Source organism: Leptospira dzoumogneensis, assembly GCF_004770895.1.
GTDB classification, from domain to species: domain Bacteria; phylum Spirochaetota; class Leptospiria; order Leptospirales; family Leptospiraceae; genus Leptospira_B; species Leptospira_B dzoumogneensis.
This window is the reverse complement of record NZ_RQHS01000018.1, coordinates 402,903-422,711: the sequence shown is the minus strand read 5'-3', so window position 1 is coordinate 422,711 and position 19,809 is coordinate 402,903. Positions and strand designations below refer to the sequence as shown.

General features: G+C 40.5%; 19 protein-coding genes. 12 read left to right on the top strand and 7 right to left on the bottom strand.

The features are described from left to right. Positions 1-54: 54 nt before the first annotated feature. Positions 55-768, top strand: a complete 714-nt coding sequence (locus EHR06_RS12885; protein WP_135757374.1) for a queuosine precursor transporter — start codon at positions 55-57, stop codon at positions 766-768. Positions 769-971: 203 nt separating this feature from the next. Here EHR06_RS12885 and EHR06_RS12880 read toward each other — a convergent pair whose 3' ends face one another. Next, positions 972-1,316, bottom strand: a complete 345-nt coding sequence (locus tag EHR06_RS12880; protein WP_135757373.1) for a hypothetical protein — start codon at positions 1,314-1,316, stop codon at positions 972-974. Positions 1,317-1,407: 91 nt separating this feature from the next. Between EHR06_RS12880 and EHR06_RS12875 the strand changes: the two genes are divergently transcribed. The 10 genes from EHR06_RS12875 (at position 1,408) to EHR06_RS12830 (ending at position 12,968) form a co-directional block, all read left to right on the top strand. After that, positions 1,408-2,925 carry a 2-isopropylmalate synthase gene (locus tag EHR06_RS12875; protein ID WP_135757372.1) on the top strand — a complete coding sequence of 506 codons (1,518 nt, stop codon included), beginning with the start codon at positions 1,408-1,410 and terminating at the stop codon, positions 2,923-2,925. Positions 2,926-3,060: 135 nt separating this feature from the next. Further along, entirely contained in the window at positions 3,061-5,085 is a 2,025-nt protein-coding gene (locus EHR06_RS12870; protein ID WP_135757371.1) for an oxidoreductase, read from the top strand. 51 nt (positions 5,086-5,136) lie between these two features. Continuing rightward, positions 5,137-7,545 carry a SpoIIE family protein phosphatase gene (locus EHR06_RS12865; RefSeq protein ID WP_135757370.1) on the top strand — a complete coding sequence of 803 codons (2,409 nt, stop codon included), beginning with the start codon at positions 5,137-5,139 and terminating at the stop codon, positions 7,543-7,545. A 130-nt stretch (positions 7,546-7,675) separates the two neighbouring features. Then, positions 7,676-8,011, top strand: a complete 336-nt coding sequence (locus EHR06_RS12860; RefSeq protein WP_135757369.1) for an LIC14007 family protein — start codon at positions 7,676-7,678, stop codon at positions 8,009-8,011. Positions 8,012-8,126: 115 nt separating this feature from the next. Further along, positions 8,127-8,597, top strand: coding sequence for an FKBP-type peptidyl-prolyl cis-trans isomerase (locus EHR06_RS12855; RefSeq protein ID WP_135757368.1), 471 nt, complete (start codon positions 8,127-8,129; stop codon positions 8,595-8,597). Positions 8,598-8,605: 8 nt separating this feature from the next. Then, on the top strand, positions 8,606-10,594 hold the full coding sequence (locus EHR06_RS12850) for an ATP-dependent helicase (RefSeq protein ID WP_135757367.1): 1,989 nt from the start codon (positions 8,606-8,608) through the stop codon (positions 10,592-10,594). Continuing rightward, positions 10,557-11,351, top strand: coding sequence for a SprT-like domain-containing protein (locus EHR06_RS12845; protein ID WP_135757366.1), 795 nt, complete (start codon positions 10,557-10,559; stop codon positions 11,349-11,351). The genes EHR06_RS12850 and EHR06_RS12845 overlap by 38 nt, the downstream gene beginning before the upstream one ends. Positions 11,352-11,356: 5 nt before the next feature. Next, positions 11,357-11,542, top strand: a complete 186-nt coding sequence (locus tag EHR06_RS12840; RefSeq protein ID WP_008590780.1) for a hypothetical protein — start codon at positions 11,357-11,359, stop codon at positions 11,540-11,542. A gap of 146 nt (positions 11,543-11,688) precedes the next feature. Beyond that, positions 11,689-12,411 carry a hypothetical protein gene (locus tag EHR06_RS12835; RefSeq protein WP_135757365.1) on the top strand — a complete coding sequence of 241 codons (723 nt, stop codon included), beginning with the start codon at positions 11,689-11,691 and terminating at the stop codon, positions 12,409-12,411. A gap of 11 nt (positions 12,412-12,422) precedes the next feature. Next, positions 12,423-12,968, top strand: coding sequence for a YceI family protein (locus tag EHR06_RS12830; RefSeq protein ID WP_135757364.1), 546 nt, complete (start codon positions 12,423-12,425; stop codon positions 12,966-12,968). On the opposite strand, the gene EHR06_RS12825 is transcribed toward EHR06_RS12830, so the two are convergent. From EHR06_RS12825 to EHR06_RS12800, 6 genes are read right to left on the bottom strand one after another with little or no spacing between them, the layout of a single operon-like run. Then, on the bottom strand, positions 12,969-14,159 hold the full coding sequence (locus EHR06_RS12825; RefSeq protein ID WP_135757363.1) for a VWA containing CoxE family protein: 1,191 nt from the start codon (positions 14,157-14,159) through the stop codon (positions 12,969-12,971). A 5-nt stretch (positions 14,160-14,164) separates the two neighbouring features. Then, a complete protein-coding gene (locus tag EHR06_RS12820; protein ID WP_135757362.1) occupies positions 14,165-14,968 on the bottom strand; it encodes an AAA family ATPase in 804 nt (267 codons plus the stop codon). Positions 14,969-14,970: 2 nt separating this feature from the next. Next, on the bottom strand, positions 14,971-16,308 hold the full coding sequence (locus EHR06_RS12815) for a TldD/PmbA family protein (protein WP_135757361.1): 1,338 nt from the start codon (positions 16,306-16,308) through the stop codon (positions 14,971-14,973). Then, on the bottom strand, positions 16,308-17,690 hold the full coding sequence (locus tag EHR06_RS12810) for a TldD/PmbA family protein (protein WP_135757360.1): 1,383 nt from the start codon (positions 17,688-17,690) through the stop codon (positions 16,308-16,310). The genes EHR06_RS12815 and EHR06_RS12810 overlap by 1 nt, the downstream gene beginning before the upstream one ends. Positions 17,691-17,741: 51 nt before the next feature. Beyond that, complete coding sequence (locus EHR06_RS12805) at positions 17,742-18,161, bottom strand: HIT family protein (RefSeq protein WP_135757359.1); 420 nt, start codon at positions 18,159-18,161, stop codon at positions 17,742-17,744. Further along, positions 18,161-18,634: a hypothetical protein gene (locus tag EHR06_RS12800; protein ID WP_135757358.1), complete on the bottom strand. Its 474-nt coding sequence runs from the start codon at positions 18,632-18,634 to the stop codon at positions 18,161-18,163. The genes EHR06_RS12805 and EHR06_RS12800 overlap by 1 nt, the downstream gene beginning before the upstream one ends. Positions 18,635-18,702: 68 nt before the next feature. On the opposite strand from EHR06_RS12800, the gene EHR06_RS12795 reads away from it, so the two are divergent. Beyond that, positions 18,703-19,542, top strand: coding sequence for a hypothetical protein (locus tag EHR06_RS12795; RefSeq protein ID WP_135757357.1), 840 nt, complete (start codon positions 18,703-18,705; stop codon positions 19,540-19,542). Positions 19,543-19,809: the final 267 nt, after the last annotated feature.

Genomic DNA, 19,809 nt, shown 5'->3' with positions numbered 1-19,809 from the left:
ATTCCTATCTGTTCTTTGATTGACAGAGACCGAAATCGCAAGATTTTTCCACAGATGCAGTTTCACCGGCCCTTCAAACTATTTTTCGTTTTAGGTTCCATCTTCATAACCTTCCTTTTGATGGCAGAGGTGACTGGCTCTAAATGGTTCCAAGTCGCGATCGGAAGTAAGGCATTGACCATGACCTTGGGTGTGATCCCCTTTCCGATCACATTTATCGTAACGGATCTATTGAACGAGTATTATGGAAGAAGAGGAGTAAGATACCTCACCCTAGTCGGAATGGTAATGATAGTCCTAGCATTCTTTCTTCTTCAATTGGACATGGCAATTCCTGCGGCAGGAAATTCACCCGTGGACGATCACTCCTTTCAGGTAGTATTCTTTAATACAGGACAAGTGATCACCGGTTCCATCGTGGCTTACCTGATCGGGCAGCTTGTGGATATACAGGTATTCCATTTGATCCGTAAGAAGACCAAAAACAAACTTCTTTGGTTGAGAGCCACCGGTTCCACCATCTTCTCCCAATTGCTGGATTCTTATGTCGTTATCTTTGTGGCATATTGGGGAACTTACGATTTCCAAACACTGAATTCTATCTCATACACAAACTTCTTCTATAAGATCTTTATCGCGATCGGGATCACACCTCTTATCTATCTGGCACATTACTGGATCGAAAGATATCTAGGAGAAGATGCCCACAAAATGGCAGAAGCAGCCTTGAAAGAAGGAAAAGAAGAAATCCAACCCTATCCGGGTTAAAACTCTACCGAAAGCTCTCTGCGGCTTCGCGTCTCTGCGTGCCAATTTTAGAAGTTTTTATCTCACGCAGAGGCACAAAGACACGGAGGACAACAGGTAGTTAAGATTAAAATCAAAACAGTCTCTCTGCGGCTTCGCGTCTCTGCGTGCCAATTTTAGAAGTTTTCATCTCACGCAGAGTCACAAAGACACGGAGGTTTTAACTACCAGTATAACCAGATCCGGTTTTTCAACGGATCTAGATAAGAAGAATATTTACTGGTTGTAGATTCCTTCTGAAACCCCGCCCCTAAAAGCTTGGATTCAAAAGCTGGGACCTGGGTCTTTGCGATCTTCCATACCAATGTCCCGGGAGACACTGGACATTCTTCTGTTTCTTTGCTAAAAATCACTCTTTGATTTTCTGGAAATACGATCTCTGCGTGACCGACGGTGGACACCTGGACTTCTCCCCCGAAAAGATCCGAGTAAAGTTCGGCTGCAGCAGAACAATCTTCTGATTTTAAGCTGGCGCCATAGAAACTGAGAGAGTTCCCGTCGAAATCCAAGTCTAACCTCCGAAAGCCAAAACCGGTTATTAATTAGGTTTACGGCCCGATTCAGACTATAATTTTGGAGTTAGGGAAGTTTTCCAAGCATATGAACTCAAATTTGGATTTTGTTCGGATTTTCGATACCACTCTCCGTGACGGAGAACAATGCCCAGGCGCGGCAATGAGCGAAAATGAGAAGATAGAGATCGCACTCCAACTCGCTAAAATGAATGTGGATGTGATCGAAGCTGGTTTCCCGGTATCTTCTCCAGTCCAATTCCAAGCAGTCCAAAGAATTTCCAGAGAGGTCGAAGGTCCAATTATCGCTGCACTCGCAAGAGCGGTTCGCCCAGACTTAGAAGCAGCAGCTAAAGCAATCATTCCCGCTAAAAAAAGAAGAATTCATACATTCATCGCATCTTCTCCCATTCATATGAAATTCAAACTAGGCAAGGAACCTTCTGAAGTTTTGAAAATGGCTGTGGAAGCAGTCAAGATCTGCAGAGACCATGTGGACGATGTTGAATTTTCACCGGAAGATGCCACACGTTCCGAACCGGAATTCCTTCGAGAACTTTGTGAGGCAGTGATAGAAGCCGGTGCCACCACGATCAATATCCCGGACACTGTAGGATATACAACGCCGTACGAATACGGAGAATTATTCAAATTTCTAATACAGAATGTGAAAGGAAGTGAGAAGGCGATCTTCTCCGCACATTGCCATAATGATCTAGGACTTGCTACTTCCAATAGTCTTGCCGCCATCTTAAACGGAGCAAGACAGGTAGAATGTACCGTAAATGGTATCGGTGAAAGAGCAGGCAATACAGCAATGGAAGAAGTGGTCATGGCACTTCGCACTCGAAAAGACAAATTCGGGATCCAAACCAAGATCCAAACGGAAGAGATCGCAAAGGCGTCTTATCTAGTAAAAACGATCACTGGAATGGTGGTACAACCGAACAAGGCAGTTGTAGGTGCAAACGCATTCGCTCATGAATCCGGGATCCACCAAGACGGTGTTTTGAAAAATAGAGAAACCTATGAGATCATGACACCTGAAAGTGTCGGGATCCATTCTAACCGTATGGTGCTCGGAAGACATAGCGGAAGAGCCGGATTCAAAGACAGGATCGTTCGTTTAGGATTCAGTCCTCATGCAGAAGAATTAGAAGCAGCTTACCAAAGATTTTTAGAGATCGCAGATCGTAAAAAGGAAATTTTCGACGAAGATATCCGTGCACTGTTTGCAGATGAATCCAGAAAATCTTCCAAAGATAAATTTGTATTAGAAAGTTTTCATGTAACTACCGGAACGAAGAGTACACCTACTGCAAGTATCCGACTTTCCATCGAAGGAAATCTAAAAGAAGAATCTGCAACCGGAGACGGACCGGTGGATTCCATTTTCAAAGCGATCCAAAAAGCGACTATCTCTGATGTGGAACTCATTAAGCTCGTGATCTCTCCGGTAACAGAAGGACAAGACGCTTTGGCAGAAGCTTCCGTTACTTTAGAAAAACATGGAGAAAGAGTCGTAGGAAAAGCAAGCTCCACTGATATTATTGAGGCTTGTTCTCAAGCCTATATCTCCGCTCTAAATCGATTTTCTATGAATTAAAATTAGTTTGCCGAATCATGTTCGGTATCTATTTTCAGAATTCTTAGAAAAACCGTTGCCTTTTCCAAATTCAGGTAAAATCCTTTCTTAGTAGAACGACTGTTCTACTCAAATAAAAAGAAAGGTGAACTGCGAATGTCTTCTTTAGATATTTCCCCGATCTTTCGCCCGATAGAGATCGGAGCCGAAACTATTCCTAATCGTATTATCATGGGATCCATGCACTTGGGTTTGGAAGGAATGCCCAAAACTGCGGATAGAATGGCTGCATTCTACGGCAAAAGATTCGAAGGCGGGGTCGGACTCATCACCACCGGAGGAATTTCGGTTAACGCAGAGGGAAAAGGTTCCAATATATTTTTCGATTTCCAAAAGGAAGAAGACTGCCAAGAACTTGAAAAAGTTGCTTCCGTTCTAAAACCGATGGGAATTTTTTGCGCTCAATTATTCCATGCAGGAAGATATGCCTACCACAGAGAACTCGTAGGAGCTTCTGCGTTGCGCGCACCTATCAATCGATTCATACCGAAAGAACTTTCTACGGAAGAAGCTTGGAGAACCATACGCGATTTCGGATCTTCCGCATTACGTGCCAAACAAGTTGGTTTCAGAGCGGTAGAAGTGATGGCTTCCGAAGGATATTTGGTAAACCAGTTCTTCTCCGAGGTAACAAACAAAAGATCCGACGAGTTCGGTGGTTCTCCAGAAAACCGCAGAAGATTTGCGATCGAAACAATGAAAGAAGTCCGCAAACAAGTTGGACCAGGCTTTCCAGTTATCGTAAGAATGTCTGGGATAGATTTGATCCCAGGTAACCCAAGTTTCGAAGAAGTAATTTCTCTTGCCAAAGAATTAAAAGAAGCAGGAGCAGATGCACTCAATATAGGGATCGGTTGGCATGAGTCTCGTATTCCTACAATCTCTCAACTAGTTCCAAGAGGAGCTTGGGCAAAGATCGCAGGTAAAGTTAAATCTTCCGTTCCTGGAATTCCAATCATCGCTTCGAACAGGATCAATATGCCGGAAACAATCATCCAAGTATTGAATGCTGGAGAAGCCGACATCGTGAGTATGGCGAGACCATTCTTAGCGGATGCAGAGATCGTAAATAAGATCAAAGAAAACCAAACGGAAAGAGTGAATACATGTGTGGCTTGTAACCAAGCTTGTTTGGATCATACTTTCAAAGAAGAAATGGTTTCTTGTTTAGTGAATCCTTCCGCAAACAGAGAACTGGATTGGAAATCTTTACCTCAAGCAAAAAGACAAAGAGTTGTAGTAGTCGGTTCCGGTCCAGGTGGAATGGAATCTGCAAGAGTAGCCGCATTACGCGGACATGAAGTCATTCTTTTAGAAGCTTCCGGGAAACTTGGAGGTCAATTGAATCTTGCCGCCGCAATCCCGGGTAAATTCGAATTTTTTGAAACGATCCGTTATTTCAAAAACGAACTTCCTCGTTTAAAAGTGGATATTCGTCTGAATACAAAAGCGGATTTGAAACTATTAGACGATCTGAAACCGGACGCAGTGATATTTGCAACGGGAGTTCTTCCTAGAAACCCAAACCTTCCCGGTTTAGAGAAAAAACCGCATGCGAGTTATGTGGAGTTCTTAAACGGAACATTCAAACCAGGTTCCAATGTTGCCATCATCGGAGGTGGAGGGATCGGTGTGGACGTGGCTCACAAACTTACAGAGGAGAAGGACCCGGATATTCCTACCTATTTCGAAAAGTATAATGTAAACTCTTATACACAGGCCGTGATCCAACCGGAAACCGCACATAGAAAAGTTTCTATTCTCAGAAGGAATGGAAAAGTAGGAGCAGGCTTGGGTGCGACTACTTCTTGGGCACTTCTGCAAGAATTACAATCTAAAGGAGTGGATTTCCTTTCTTCTCTTACCTACAAAGAAGTAACGGATAAAGGACTTGTAATAGAAACCAAAAAGGAAGGAGCTAAAACCTTAGAATGTGATTCCATCATTCTTTGTGCGGGCCAAACAAGTGATTCTTCCTTGTATGAGACTTTTAGCAAGGAAAGAAGTTCCATTCCTTCTTATCTGATCGGCGGAGCAAAAGACTCGTCCGGTATAGATGCTAAACGTGCTATGTTAGAAGGATATTTGGCTGCTTCTAAGATCGGAACGGAACAAAACTAAAAAAGTACAAGCAATCTAATAGATTTCATACCCGCTTCTTCGGAGGCAGGTATGAAATCAAAACTAGGGATCTGCATATTTTCCGTTCTACTCGGCATCGGAACAAATCTATTCTTTCATTCTCTGGAATATGGGGAATGGATTTATTCAAATTTAATTCCTTCAAACAAACAAAACGTTCCATGCAAATCTTTTCTCTACTTAGAAAAAGGTTGGGAAGTTTCAAAACTTTCAGGTGAGAAGATCGGGATATTTTCTTTACCCAGGAATTTTTCCGACTTAGGCCATTCTACCCTTCTACTTTCTAGATCCATCCAATTTTCAGAACTTCCAGATTGCAAACTAACACTTCTACTTGGAAAAACTTCCGAGGGAACGAAAGTATTTTGGAACGGTATACTTCTTTCGGAAAGATCAGAATTGAATGGCCGATTCGATTTCAGCTACGATAAGAAGAAGGTTTACAATTCACTTCCTATCCGAAACCAAAACAAGTTGGAGATCTTCATTCCTGAATATTTCAAGAATGAATTAGGGATTTTAGAAGGAATCCCAAGTATAGGAAACACGAAACGGATCTTAGAAAAACAATATAGATTCCGGATCTATTATTTGATCTTGATCTCTACGTTTTTATTACTCGGGATCTATTTGGTATTTCTTACCGTCCAAGAAAAAAAATTAGAACCTCATTTTCATTTTGGGATATTTCTGATCTTATTCTTTTTGTTTTCCTTTTCCGGGTCGGAATGGAAATACGAGCTTGGCTGGGATTTTCTATTCTGCAAAAAAGTAGAATATATATCTCTTAGCTTTCTATTTCCATTTTTTACATTCTACTTTTCTAAATTTTGTAGAGATAAACATCATCCTTTTGAGTTTCCTTTGGCTTTATGGGCAGGATTTGTCTCCTTCTTATTTGTATATTCCGCGAACCCTTTAGAACTGGATAAATTAAATCGAATTCTTTTACAGCCTTCCTGGATTATATATCTTTGGATCCTATTTAAATGTATTAAAGCCAGATTATCAAAACAGGACGGAGCCGGTTTTTTAGGATCTGTCTGTTTTTTGGTATTTTCTATCCTTCTGGATATTTCTTCCGCGAGAGGATGGATCCTATTTCCAAGATGTTCCGAATATTCCGTCTTGGGATTTATATTATTCTGTTCATTTAGGATTTCAGGCAGATTTGTAGAAATGAAAAATGAACTAAAAGTCTGGAACGAAAAACTACAGGAAGACATTACTCTAAAAACAAAAGAGCTGAGAGAAAGTTTAACAAATGTTCGCAACTTAAAAGATAAACAAGACGGGGATTATTTCTTAATGAGCATCCTACAGTCTTGCTTTCAAAATAAGGTCAATGACTTTGGAGATTTCAAAATCGAGGCATTGGTTTCTCAATTTAAGACATTCGAATTCAAATCCAAACTTGGGGAAATTGGAGGTGACCTGGTCTGTATAGAAGAGATCCGGATCGGAGACAGAAAATTCCTAGCCATTCTAAACGCGGATGCAATGGGAAAGTCTCTCCAAGGTGCGACAGGCGCACTACTCGCCTCCTCCATGTTTAAGTCTCATATCGACTCTTCTCACTCAGGCTTTTATACTCCAGAAACCTGGATTGTATCCTTATACAGAAAAATACACGGATTATTCCAAAGTTTTGCCGGAAATCTATTCGCAACTGGGATCTTAGCGGTTTTGGATCCGGAGAATTCTTGTATCTTCTTCTTGAATGCTCAGCATCCACCTTCCGTTCTACTTAGGAATAATATCTCAGGATTTATAGAAAATGAAACTTCTTATAAGATGGGAATTCCTATCCTAAAAGACATTCCTAAAGTATATTGTATTTCCCTAAAGGAGAATGATTCTATTCTTTTCGGCTCGGACGGGAGAGAAGATCTGAGAGTCAGGACAAAAAACAAAGAGATCCAATCATTCTCCGAGCAATTCTTATTAGAAGTATCTAATACAAATGGGGATCCTGCTCTTCTCAAAAACAAAATGGAAGAATATGGAAACTATATAGATGATCTAAGTTTAGTCAGGATCTTCAGAAAAGTAAATCCTCGAAAGAAATCCAGGGATATTTGGAGAGAAACATCTAAAAGAAAAAACCTCCAGAAAGGGATCCTACTTTGGAAGAAAGGTGATAAAAAAATTGCTTGTTCCTTCTTCTCCAAACTCAGCTCGGAAGATCCTAATGATAAGGATCTAGCCTATATCACTGCATGGGCGTATTGGAAAACCGGAGAATACGAAAAGGCCAAAACATATTCCGAAAAACTGTTATATAGGGATCCTAAAAACCATCAGAATCTTGTACTATTAGCGAAAATTTATTTTCAACTAGGTATCTCTGATGTTATACTTCTAGGCTTACTGGAGGGTAGCGGATTGGACGTGCAAAGAATGTTCCGTCCAACAGATTATTTGAGAAAGGTTTCCTAAAACATTCTCTAAACGTCCGTCCGTTTTGTGACGTAGAAATGCCAAAACTATTCTTTCCCGTTGACTTTTTGCGGCTATGTTTCTTAATGGAAACCACATTTTCCTCTGGTTTCTAGAGGAGTTATCCAAAATGAAAGTATACTCAGCCGACAGAGTGCCGAACTCAGCAGATTATAATTTATATGTAACCGAAGGGAGCGCCAAAACCAGGCTCAGTTTATTCGAGCCTGATCTCCCCGGGTATTTCGAATTAGCTGCAAATGATAAAGTTCTAAAGTCTTTGGCATATACAGTTCTTCTAAACTACACCCAAGACAGGGAATTTGCTCTTAGGAATACGAATCGATTCCTGAATTTTCTAAGTGATATAGTTCACAGGGATTCTTGGTTCTTCCTAGCCAATCGAGTGGAACAGTTTATTAAGGATGTAGAGAATTTCGGAGTCGAAATTTCCTACGACTTTTGACTTAGCCTCAAAAATCTGATTGTCCTAGGATCTTCCAAGAATATACTAACTTAAATTACGTGCCGGAACTTCCCTCCCTTACCCGTCAAAGGGCCTTTCCCGGTTGGAGCAATAAATGAACCCAAGAGTAGTGACTTTTCACTATAAATTAACAGATAAAGAAGGAAACGAAATCGATTCTTCTCAAGGAAGCCATCCTCTTTCTTATCTGGAAGGAACCGGACAGATCATTGCCGGTCTTGAAGACGAAATCAAAGCTATGAATGCTGGAGATAAAAAAGTAATCTCCGTTAATGCTGATAAGGCTTATGGGCAAAAAAATCCGGAATTAGTTTTCGATGTGCCTAAAAGCCAATTCCCGGAAGGGGAAGAATTGAGTGTTGGAATGATGTTCCAAACTGACGAGCCGGATACCGTTTATACGATTACTGATATCAAGGGAGAATCTGTGATCGTAGACGGAAACCATCCTTTAGCCGGGGTGGATCTGATTTTCGATGTCCAGATCGTAAATATCAGGACAGCAACCGACGAGGAAGTGAGTCATGGACATGTTCACGGTGAGGGGGGACATCACCACCACTAATCTCAATAATGGCGTCCTTAGAGTCACTTAACGAAAAACAAAAGGAAGCTATCGAGACCCTAAACGGCCCGGTTTTAGTGATCGCCGGTGCCGGAACAGGTAAAACGAAAACAATCGTCCACAGACTTTCCAAACTAGTCGAATCAGGCATCCCTGCCGAAAATATCCTACTTCTTACATTCACCCGAAAAGCCTCCAAAGAAATGCTCTCCAGGGCCGTGGCTCTATTAGACAAACGTTGTGCGCGAGTTCACGGAGGAACATTCCATTCATTTGGAAGTCATATTCTCAGAAAATACGCACCTGTCCTAGGTTTCTCCTCTCAGTTTTCCGTTCTGGATGAATCGGATACTTCCGATATTTTCCAACTTTTAAGAACGGAAGGAGAATATGCAAAGCAGAAGTCCAGGTTCCCTTCTAATGATACTCTAATCTCTTTACATTCTTCTATCATCAATCGTGGAAAAACTTTAGAAGAATTGCTCGAAGCCGAATATCCTAAGTTTTTGGACCAAGAGTCCGCAATTCGTAAAATTTTCCAAGAATATGCTGATTATAAAAAACAAAGATCTTTATTGGATTATGATGATCTATTGACCTATACAAGAGATCTTTTGAACAAACATGAGACTGTCCGAAAAAAGATCAGCGAACAATATAAATACATTATGGTGGACGAGTTCCAGGATACAAACCAGATCCAGGCACATATAGCATGTCTGCTCGCATTAGATCATGAGAATATTTTGGTAGTCGGAGACGATGCCCAAAGTGTATATTCTTTCCGCGGAGCTGACGTAAACGGAATATTCAATTTTCCGAAACTATTTCCTAAAACTAAAACCATCTATCTAGAAAGAAATTATAGAAGCACTCCATCTATCTTAAATTTGGCAAATGTGGTTCTTTCTAATTTTAGGGAAAAATACGAGAAATATCTATACACTAAAAATGAAGACTTCCAAAAGCCTGCACTCGTCGGATATGCAGACGAATTAGAAGAAGCGGAAGGGATCGCGGATCTAATCTTAGAAAGAAGAGAAGATGGGGTCGCTTTAAAGGATATCGCAGTCCTATTTAGATCCGGCTGGAATTCAAACCAGTTAGAATTGGTTCTTTCTCAGAGAAATATACCATTTTTAAAATTCGGCGGAAAGAAGTTCGTAGAAAGCGCGCATGCAAAAGACTATCTTTCTCTTCTAAAAATTAAGGAGAATAAGACGGACTCAGTTTCTTGGCTGAGAGTTCTGCTTCTTCTTCCCGGGATCGGGGCGGCAAAAGCAAGATCCATTTTGACGGACTTGGAAAGATCGGGAGGAAATCTAGAAAGGATCGTCTCCGAATCGAAAGGTGCAACGGCTTCTTATTTAAAAGAATTATATGATCTAACAAATGATCCGGAAAAGGACTTAAAAAAACTTCTAGGCAATTTTATAGACTATTACTCTCCTCTACTCGAAAAGAAATATGATGATTTCAAAAGAAGATTAGAAGATCTGAATGCTTTTTTGACACTTTCCCAAAAATACGAAACATTACACGAATTTTTAGTGGATATGAGTCTAGAAGGTCCGAGCCGCAGCCTGGAGAAAATTTCTCCCGAGGAAGAAGATGAAAGATTGATTTTATCTACAGTCCATTCTTCCAAAGGATTAGAATTTGATACTGTAATTTTATTAAATGTATCGGAAGGTTCCTTTCCTTCGGGAAGAGGAGAAAAAAACTTAGAAGAAGAAAGAAGACTTTTCTATGTAGGTATCACGAGGGCTAAAAAGAAATTGGTGCTCACCTACCCTCAAATTTCCCAGCAAAAAAATTCACAATACTTCAATCGAGTCTCCAGGTTTATAGAAGAGATCAAAGAACCCGAAAAAGTGATCGATAAAAGTTTTATTAACAAAAAGGAAGAAGTTCCGGGACCTTCTTCTACTCAAAATTCCCAAAACCAAACCGATTCAGATGCCAGAAAAAGAATTAGAGAGTTTTTCGGTTCCTGATACTATTCCGGATAGGAACTGGGAGGAGCTTCTGGTTTCCGTTTGGGATTCTTTGAAAGTCAGATCCAGGCGTTTTAAGGAAAGCCAGGTCCGTTCCGTACAACTGAAATTTTATCCCTATAAAAACGGAAATCATTCCGTATCCTTCCACAATGGGGTTTTAACGGCTAAATTTCATACTTCTCTAACGGAAGCAAGAGAAGAAACAATAGTTTCCTTCGTTTCATTACTCATTTCTAAATTGTTAGGGCTTAAACCGAAGCAGTCCTGGAAAGAAGAAGTTGCAGAATTCCTAAATTCACTTCCAGAGTCCGGGACCGGGAACTTCAAAAAATTAAGAGAAAACGGAGCTGCTTACGATCTGAAGGTTATTTTGGAAAAAATTTCTTCGTTCTATTTTCCTAAAATGGACGCAAAACTTCTTTCCATAGGCTGGTCGGATCGGCTCGGAAAAAGAAGATTGGGTAGTTACGAAAAACGGAATATGAATATACGCATCAGCCCTATTTTGGACCATCAAGAGGTTCCGATCTATGTTTTGGAACATGTAGTGCATCACGAGATCCTGCATCATATTCTTCCCACCAGGATCAAAAACGGGCAAAATTCAATCCATAGCCCTGAATTCAAACGTAAGGAAAAGGAATACGTTAGATACAAAGAGGCCATAAATTGGTTGAAAACGGAATATCCTAAGTTTCTAATAGGACACCAAAGAGAGATCGGCCATAGGCTTAGATCAGAATTTTACGGATAAACTTTATGCATCCGAACCATTTCGAAACAGTATATATACGTAAAAATATAATAGAAGAAGAACTTTCCAAACTTCTAAAAGAGTTTTCCGGGCTGAGTTATAAATCCCTGTCGGATTACGACAAGGGAGTGTATGACGGTTACACCCAAGCAGTCACTGAAGTTTTAAGAAAAGTACAGAATAAAAGATAAGATAGATACGCATTCTCAAAATCTTAAGGATAATTTATCTGGATCTTGGATCTTTTGTTTATTCCGAATTTTCTGGCGCTCATTACTTTTTGTCATCCCTTCCAAATAATGATTTTCTTTTTAAAAAATTGTTCTATAGATCGGATATGTCTTTCTCAAAGAAAGTATTCTCGATTTTCATTTTTATTTTCTGCACAACTAGTATGCTGCATTCTTCTCCTTACGTTTATAATGATTTTTCAGGATGGACGGAGACTCATCCTTTAACTCCCGATTATTCTAAATATTCTCCCGGATTCTATAACCAGGTAACTTCTCCATTCAATACAACCGGATCCAAGGACTTACAGAAGGAAAAAGAACGTGTGGAATTACGCCGTTCTCTTTTGGACTGGCACCAAGGTTTAGGACTTGCCACTTGGATGTTCTGGCTTGCCACCAATATAGTGGGGGAACAGGCTCTCTCGAATCTCAAAAGAGAATACGAGCCCTACGCAAATTATTTACTGATCTCCGATCCTCAAAAAAATCTTATTTTATACACCGCACTCATGAAAGCATCTCCTTGGGACTCGGAATCTTCAGGAAGTATGCATTCTGCTTTAGCAGGGACTACTTTTGCTTTGTATACTATTACCGCAGGACTTGCATTCTTCTCCCCTTCTAAAAGTTTAGAAAGAGAACCGGGACTTAGCACAATATTCACTCATAAGGCAATGATCTGGATACATTTACCTGCAATGCTTGCACTTCCATTCATAGGAGAAAGGATCTCTAAAGAAGGTCCGAGTGCGGCAAATGAAATGAGAGCGGTCGGTTGGGCAGGTTTCGGTGCATTTAGTGTTTCTATAGCGGTTTTTTATTTTTAAGGAGTAGTTACGTGTCTTATCTTTTACGTTTTTTGATCATATTCTTATTCAGTGTTCCTTCCGTTTTTTCGGAAGAATTAAAACTACAAGAATCCAATATCAATTTTATAGCGATCCACCCGTTTAAAACGGTAAATGGAAAATGTTTCGGGACCACAGTCAGCCCTATGACCCTAACCCAAGGTACAAACGGTTTACAAATCCCCAAACTTATAAAAATTGAGATCCCGATTTCTCAGATCAAATCCGGGGATGAGAATAGAGACGAACATATCATCGAATCGTTAGGATATCCTACGATTACCAATATAAGTTTTACTAGCACGTCAATTACTGCAAAAGAGAATGAATGGACAATCACCGGGAATTTAACGGTTAAGGGTAAGACTAAGAACATCAAGTCAGTGGCGGTTATTCAAAAAGAAGGACAGGATACTATTCTTTCCGGAAAATTCCAGGTCCTGATGAGTGATTTTGATGTGGAAAGACCTAGTTTGTTATTTGCGACCGCAAAGGATGAAGTGAGTATAGAATATAGGTTCATTCTAAAACCTTAATCATCTTTTTCCCAGAAGTTCTCTGATCCCGTCTTCTAATCCATCTACGCTTAAAAAAAACATAGGAAATACTTTTTTGAGTTCGTAGATGGTGGGAGCATCCCAATATCTTTTTGGCTCCGGATTCATCCATATTGTGTCGGCAAAATGGGATTTGATCCTTTTAAAACTGTCCAGTCCGGATTCCGGATGTTCAGGCAGCTTGGATTCCTGTCTGAACCTGGAATGATAAAATCCGTAAGCAGGATCTAAAAGTTCATAGGGAGCCATATACGCATCTCCTACTATGATCAATTTGGTATCGTCCTTATGTTTTTTAAAAAGATTCTTTAATGGAATAGGATATCTAAGATCACCTTTAGGATATACCGAATCATATACGGAGTTATGAAAATAATAATGCCCGAATTCCTTAAAATGGTTCATTTGGTGGGCTGCAGAAAAAAGTTTACTCACTCTTTCCGCATAAGGAGTCATACTTCCGCCGGTATCCATTAAAAGTAATACTTTGATCCCGTTCTTTCTAGTACGATCAAATACAAGTTCAGGATCTCCGGCGTTCCTACAGGTGGCATCCACGGTTTTAGGAAGATGGAATTCAGGGATGCCTTCCTTTCTTAAATTCCTAAGCTTTTTAAGTGCGATCTTGATCTGACGAACATCCAACTGTTCATCGGTCCTATAGTCCTTATACTTTCTTTCCATTGCTTGGAAAACAGCGGACTTTCCACCTCCTTCTCCACCGATTCGGACCCCGCCTGGATTTACTCCGGAATGGCCGAAAGGAGAACTTCCGCCAGTACCGATCCATTTATTTCCGCCATGATGTTCCCCTTTTTGGTTTTGTAGTCTGTCTAAAAACTCTTTCCAGAGTTCCTCGGGTGGGATCATTCCTGGGGGAAGTTTATTCGGATTTTCGAATATAGTAGAAAGCCAATCCATCATTTCCTTACGGAAAGTCTCTTTAAGCACTCCTCTTTCTCCGAAAAGTTCCGTGAATACTAGATCGAATGCATCGTAATATTTTACGTCTTTAACTAGGCAGAGCCTGGAAACTCTATAGAATTCATTTACGGAAAGAAATGTTTTATCTCTGGTTAAAGCCTCGGTTGCTTTTAGAAAATCCAGTAATTCCACAGTGGAGATCGGAACTCCGGAGGATTTCAGCCTGTAGAAAAATGGGAAAAACAAGTTCTTTATCTGAACAATTTCAGATCCTCTTCATTTTTCACAAGAGCGCCTATATACGGAATTCTTCCATCTTCCGGAAGTTTTGCTCCCATATGGATTAGAATTTGGATCCAATCCAGTAGTTCACTAGTGCCTGGCTTTTTTTTCATGTCATCCATGGTTCGGATCACATAGAAGGACTCTAATGCTCTTTTTAATAGAGAAGATTCAATCTTTGGAAAATGTGAAGATACGATGTCCGCCATAAAAGCAGGTTCAGGAAAGTCTATATAATGAAAAATACATCTTCTTAAAAATGCTGCGGGAAGTTCTTTTTCGTTATTAGAAGTGATCAAAGTCAAAGGTCGATTGATTGCCTTAATCTTACGACCTGTCTCCTGGATCACAAATTCCATTCTGTCCAATTCTAAAAGTAGATCGTTCGGGAATTCTATATCCGCTTTGTCTATCTCATCTATCAATACTACGGAAGGTTCAGCGGCAGAGAATGCTTCCCCAAGAGCGCCCAATCGAATATAATTTTCGATATTTCGGACCTTCTCCTTATCTTCCGTAAATCTGGAATCGTTCAGTCTCGAAACCGCATCATAAAAATATAAACCTTCCTTTGCGAGAGAGGTGGATTTTACATGCCAGGAGTAGAGCTTTTTTTGGGTCTTAAAGGAAAGATAATCCGCTAAAAGTGATTTTCCTGTTCCAGGTTCTCCTTTTAATAATAAAGGTCTAGCTGTGATCTCGGCAACTTGGACTGCTTCTTCTAATTCTTTGGAGAGTAAATATGTTTCGGGCTTGTTTCTTTCTTCCGACATGATCAACCTGCTACGTGAATTTCCGAGATCAAAATATCAGGCACCTTGATGGAAGAATAACTGTCGGAATATTCGTTGGAAATCCCTTGGATCTTATGAAGTAGATCGAAATAGTTCGTGTTCATTGTGATACGATCCACTGCATGTTCCGGCTTTCCATTTTTATAATAGATCCCTTGGATCCCGATTGAAATTTCTCCCGAGACCGCGCTGCAACCCGCCCCGCCTTCCAACTTAGTCACAAAAATACAATGAGAGTCGGATGATAATAACTCCTCTTTGGTCTTAGTGCCAAATGGAACGATCATATTAGAAAAAGAAGTACCTGCTCTTCCTGAATAAGAACGAACCCCATGACCGGTCGGCAGTACATTATCCTTTTTAGCGGATTCTAAATTATACAGATAGGATCTAAGGATCCCATTTTCTAAAACCTTGGTACGTGCCGTAGTAGGAATTCCTTCCGCATCAACCAAGCGGGAACCAGGATAATCAGGAGTATGAGCTTCACAATAAATACTTAATATAGGAGAAGCTACTTCGTTCCCTAATTTTCCGACCAAACGAGAGGATCCTTTTTGGACTGCGTCTGCAAAATAAGGAGAAGAGAACATTCCGAATATTTGAGGACTGATACGATTTCCTAAAACGATCGTATATACTCCGCTAGGAAGCGGTTTAGCACCTAAAAGTTCGGTTCCTCTATGAGCCGCTTCCTTTGCAATATATGATGGATCGAATTGGGAAATATCCCTGCCGGAGCGGTAATAACTTCCCATTTTTTTGGTATCACCTTCCGCAACTACAAGACCTGTTCCTAGATAAGCGACATTGGATTCCTTTTTAACAAATACACCTTTTGAGTTTGCGATCAAACTTTGGCTGGAACTTTTTCCCACACCTACATGAGGCACATTCTCCACTCTTTTGTCCGACTCCCAAGAAGCATGGTCGAGTGCGAGTCCCAGTTCTCTCATCCATGCAAAATCCAATTTTTCTAATGCAGGATTATAATGTTTTAGATCCACTTCCGCCAATTGTTTTGGTCCGGGCAATTCCATGTCCAGAGGATCCGTGATCTCAGTCTGGTCCATCGCGTCTCTTACCATTTGGGAAAGAGCTTCTTTACTAAAACGTTCGCTGTAAGAATATCCCGGGCGGGAATTGTTAAGAACTCTGATACCGACCCCTCTGGAGCGGGAAGTTTCTGTGGAAACAATTCTTCCTTTAAAAACTTCTATCCCAATATCTTCCGAGTCTGTCGCGATCAGGTCGAAAGAATCGATTCCGTATCTTTTTCCTTCTTCTAATACGAATCCGGCTGCTTGTTCCAAATCCATTATCTTCCCCCCACTAGGATCTCATCCACTTTCAGGGAAGGTTGTCCTACAGTTACAGGGATAGATCCGGAAGAAGCACCACAGGTTCCTGCTGCCAATTCCAAGTCTTTTCCTACCATGGAAATTTTAGGAAGAATTTCATGGCCTTTACCGATCAGAGTGGCCCCTCTTACAGGTTCGGAGATTTTTCCGTTTCGGATAACGTATCCTTCCTCGACGGCGAAGTTGAATTCTCCGGTGGCAGGGTTTACCGAACCTCCGCCCATTCTTTTTGCATAAAGCCCGAAATCCACGGAGGCAAACATTTCATCTAAGGAATCTTTTCCCGCTTCTATATATGTATTTCTCATCCTGGAAACAGGTGCGTATTGGTAGGATTCTCGTCTGCCGCTTGCCGTTCTAGGGGAACCTGTTTCCATGGATCCGATCCTATCAGCAAGATATGCTTTTAAAATTCCGTTTTCTATCAGAAGTGTTTTTTGTGTAGGCATTCCCTCATCGTCTACTTTCAAGGAGCCGTATTGTTCTTCGATGGTTCCGTCATCATAAGCGGTCAGACAAGATTGTGCGATTGACTCTCCTAGTTTTCCTACAAAAGGAGAAGATTTTTTACGGATCGCCTCGGTCTCCAAAGGATGACCACAGGCTTCATGGAAAATTACTCCACCAAAACCGTTACCCATGACCACAGGCATTTTTTTACCTTCTATATAACCTGCATCCAGCATGAATAAGGCCCTTTCACCGGCCTTTCTTGCGATGTCCTCGACTGCTAATCCTTCAAAAAATTCGAATCCTTTGAGTGCGCCCGGAGATTCGCTTGCTACGAATCTTTCTCCCTTATTCTCCGCAGTTACGGAAAGGAAAAATCTACTTCTGACCCTTAGATCTTCTACCCAAAGCCCTTCCGAGTTTGCGATCAGAATATTCGTCACTATATCGGAGGCGCTTACTCCTACTTGTATGATCTTAGAAGAAACTTTTCTTGCGATATGGTCCGCAGTTTGTAGGAGCTCCAACCTTCTAAATGGAGGAACTTTTCTAGGATCATGAATATTTTTAGAAAAAGAATATTTAGAAACATCTCCCGGAAGAGCAAATGTTCCGGAGTTATTTGCCGCTTCTCCGCGGGAATCCGCTAAAAGATGTATTAAAGAAAGTAAATGTTGTTGGTCGTCGTTGCTTGTATAAGCGTATAATACGTCGGTCCCGTATACCAATCGGATCCCGATCCCGTAATCTGTCGCTGCAAGTGATTGTTCTATCTTTTGGTCTCTGAGTGAAATGGAAGAATTTCTGGATTCTTCCTCGTAAATTTCTACAAAGTCCGCTTTTCTTTTTTTACCTGCGTCGATCAGGGTCTCTATATTGGATTGATTCATAACCTTTTACTTTAGACAGAAATTTTTTGATAATAACGGAAGGAAAAAGGATCATTCGAATTTGGGAAATGGTATCCCGACCGGAGCCGAGGCCAAACCTTCTAATGCTAATCGAATGTACTCGGGTCCTTTGATCTCTTCGTATCTAGGAACCAGATGAAAATGCATATGAGCTACTTTTTCCGCAACCAATACGGTATATATTTTAGGAGGAGAATATTTCTTCTGGATCCAATCGGTTGCAAATTGGAGCGTCTCTCCCAAGTCCTTGAACTCTTTAGGGTCCCAGTCTGAATATTTTTCTCTATGCGAAATCGGTTCTATATATAGATAACCCGGGATTTTTTTATCTTCAGACGCATGACGGATGATAAAAGAAGAATTTTGGTGAATTAATCCTGGGATCTTTGCCCCTCGCAGCACGGAACAAATGGGGCAATCTGGAGAAACTACTAAGGTCTTTTGGGCCATTACACCCCGCTGCCCTGAGAAAGATAAGATTTATACTTTTCGTATACTCTGAAGATATACTCCTTATCAGAACAAAAACGAATGATACATCTATAAAAATGGTATCTTTCCAGATCCTTTCTTTCCCCGTTCTCATCCGCCTTATGTTCTTTTAAGAGGGACTTTAACATTCCCAAAAACAGGGACCTTTCTTTTTGATTATACCCTTCTTGCGAATAACGTACACCTTCTAAAATATTCACGAACTTTTCGGCAGAGGCCTGGAATGCATCCGGAGAAGAAAGGAACTCCGACTTTTCCTCAGGAGAAAAAGTGGATAGATAATCATGGAATAATGTGAGTTGTATCGCCTCTACCAAGGACTGGGTTTTAGCCTTTGTTTCGGTATAAAAAGGAGTTTGGATGCTGTATTCCACAAAGTCTTGCCAGGAAGATTTGGTGGTTTGTATTTTATGTAGTTCTAACAGGCTCATATATTTTTAAAGCTTTTCAGTTTGGGGTTTTCGATTATGGTTTGAGTATTACAGGATAAAAGCCGCCTATGTCAAAGGTTTTCCGATTCTTCTTTTTGCTTTTCTTTCTCTCCTATCCCTTAAGCCTTACAGCTTCCGAAAAATCCGCGGACGAGTTATTAAACTCGTTTTTAGAATGGTCCGGACATCCGGTTTTGGCGGAAGAAAGGATAGTCCGCAGCCTAAGTGAAAAATACATTACGGAGTTAAAAAAAGACTCCGAACAAAGTTTGGAATTATTCCTAAAAACCGATCTAAAACCTGGCAAAAACCGAAAGCCTGGACTTGATAAACTAAAGAAAGATCTACAAAGCCTGGAAAGATTTGAAGGAGTTCAGATCCAATTTTCCGGAAAAGAATGGGAGACCCTATTTTACGAGAAGGGAAATTTCCCAGATTCTTATTACGAATTCGAGACCGGCACAGTTTCCATCAGATATATATTCCGTAATCTTCCCTATCGCCCTTTGCCTAACTGGGGAGAATTAAAACTGCAAGGAAGTTTTTTGCTCTTCTCCGAATCAGGAGCGCTTTTATTGTACAAAACAACTCCGGACTTTCCAATCCAGGACTTAGATATCAGAGAGGTCCGCACATTCTTCGAAGAAAATAAAAAGTCCGGTAGAAATGTGAAAATTTTCTCCGAAAACAAGACGGAATTATTCTATTTCCCGAATCATAATATAGCACCCTTCTATATATTACTTCTCTCTAAAATACTCTTGGTCTTCTTCTCTTTTATTATATTTATATTATATGCGGGAAGGTTCTGGAAATTCCTTTTAGAACAAACACGTAGAAGTCATAAGGCAGAGATCTCGTTTTTAGCGGATAAAGAAAAGGCGGAGAAGGGATTTTTGTCCGATTAGGCCTTGTTTTTACGTGCCCGTTTTACTACAACCATATTTACTATACAAATATTTGCACTTTTTTCACCCTTGATCCAATTTTTTGGGTGACATAAGAATGATTTCATTAGAAACTTTTCTCAGGGAATCCTGAAGGTTTTTTTAGATCCGACCTGGAATTTGTCCGGGACTAAGAGTATCCTTCCTATTAGAAAAGATTGATTCCCATTAAAAAAGTACACGCAGTTTTATCTGAGGGGGAACCGGGTCTTGGCAAGAGAAGGAGCT

Coding starts and splice junctions, on each gene's coding strand:
- EHR06_RS12835 (WP_135757365.1), top strand. CDS start 11,689: ATGTCTTTCTCAAAGAAAGTATTCTCGATTTTCATTTTTATTTTCTGC.
- EHR06_RS12840 (WP_008590780.1), top strand. CDS start 11,357: ATGCATCCGAACCATTTCGAAACAGTATATATACGTAAAAATATAATA.
- EHR06_RS12815 (WP_135757361.1), bottom strand. CDS start 16,308: ATGGATTTGGAACAAGCAGCCGGATTCGTATTAGAAGAAGGAAAAAGA.
- EHR06_RS12885 (WP_135757374.1), top strand. CDS start 55: ATGCAGTTTCACCGGCCCTTCAAACTATTTTTCGTTTTAGGTTCCATC.
- EHR06_RS12865 (WP_135757370.1), top strand. CDS start 5,137: ATGAAATCAAAACTAGGGATCTGCATATTTTCCGTTCTACTCGGCATC.
- EHR06_RS12870 (WP_135757371.1), top strand. CDS start 3,061: ATGTCTTCTTTAGATATTTCCCCGATCTTTCGCCCGATAGAGATCGGA.
- EHR06_RS12845 (WP_135757366.1), top strand. CDS start 10,557: ATGCCAGAAAAAGAATTAGAGAGTTTTTCGGTTCCTGATACTATTCCG.
- EHR06_RS12875 (WP_135757372.1), top strand. CDS start 1,408: ATGAACTCAAATTTGGATTTTGTTCGGATTTTCGATACCACTCTCCGT.
- EHR06_RS12795 (WP_135757357.1), top strand. CDS start 18,703: ATGTCAAAGGTTTTCCGATTCTTCTTTTTGCTTTTCTTTCTCTCCTAT.
- EHR06_RS12810 (WP_135757360.1), bottom strand. CDS start 17,690: ATGAATCAATCCAATATAGAGACCCTGATCGACGCAGGTAAAAAAAGA.
- EHR06_RS12805 (WP_135757359.1), bottom strand. CDS start 18,161: ATGGCCCAAAAGACCTTAGTAGTTTCTCCAGATTGCCCCATTTGTTCC.
- EHR06_RS12860 (WP_135757369.1), top strand. CDS start 7,676: ATGAAAGTATACTCAGCCGACAGAGTGCCGAACTCAGCAGATTATAAT.
- EHR06_RS12800 (WP_135757358.1), bottom strand. CDS start 18,634: ATGAGCCTGTTAGAACTACATAAAATACAAACCACCAAATCTTCCTGG.
- EHR06_RS12850 (WP_135757367.1), top strand. CDS start 8,606: ATGGCGTCCTTAGAGTCACTTAACGAAAAACAAAAGGAAGCTATCGAG.
- EHR06_RS12820 (WP_135757362.1), bottom strand. CDS start 14,968: ATGTCGGAAGAAAGAAACAAGCCCGAAACATATTTACTCTCCAAAGAA.
- EHR06_RS12855 (WP_135757368.1), top strand. CDS start 8,127: ATGAACCCAAGAGTAGTGACTTTTCACTATAAATTAACAGATAAAGAA.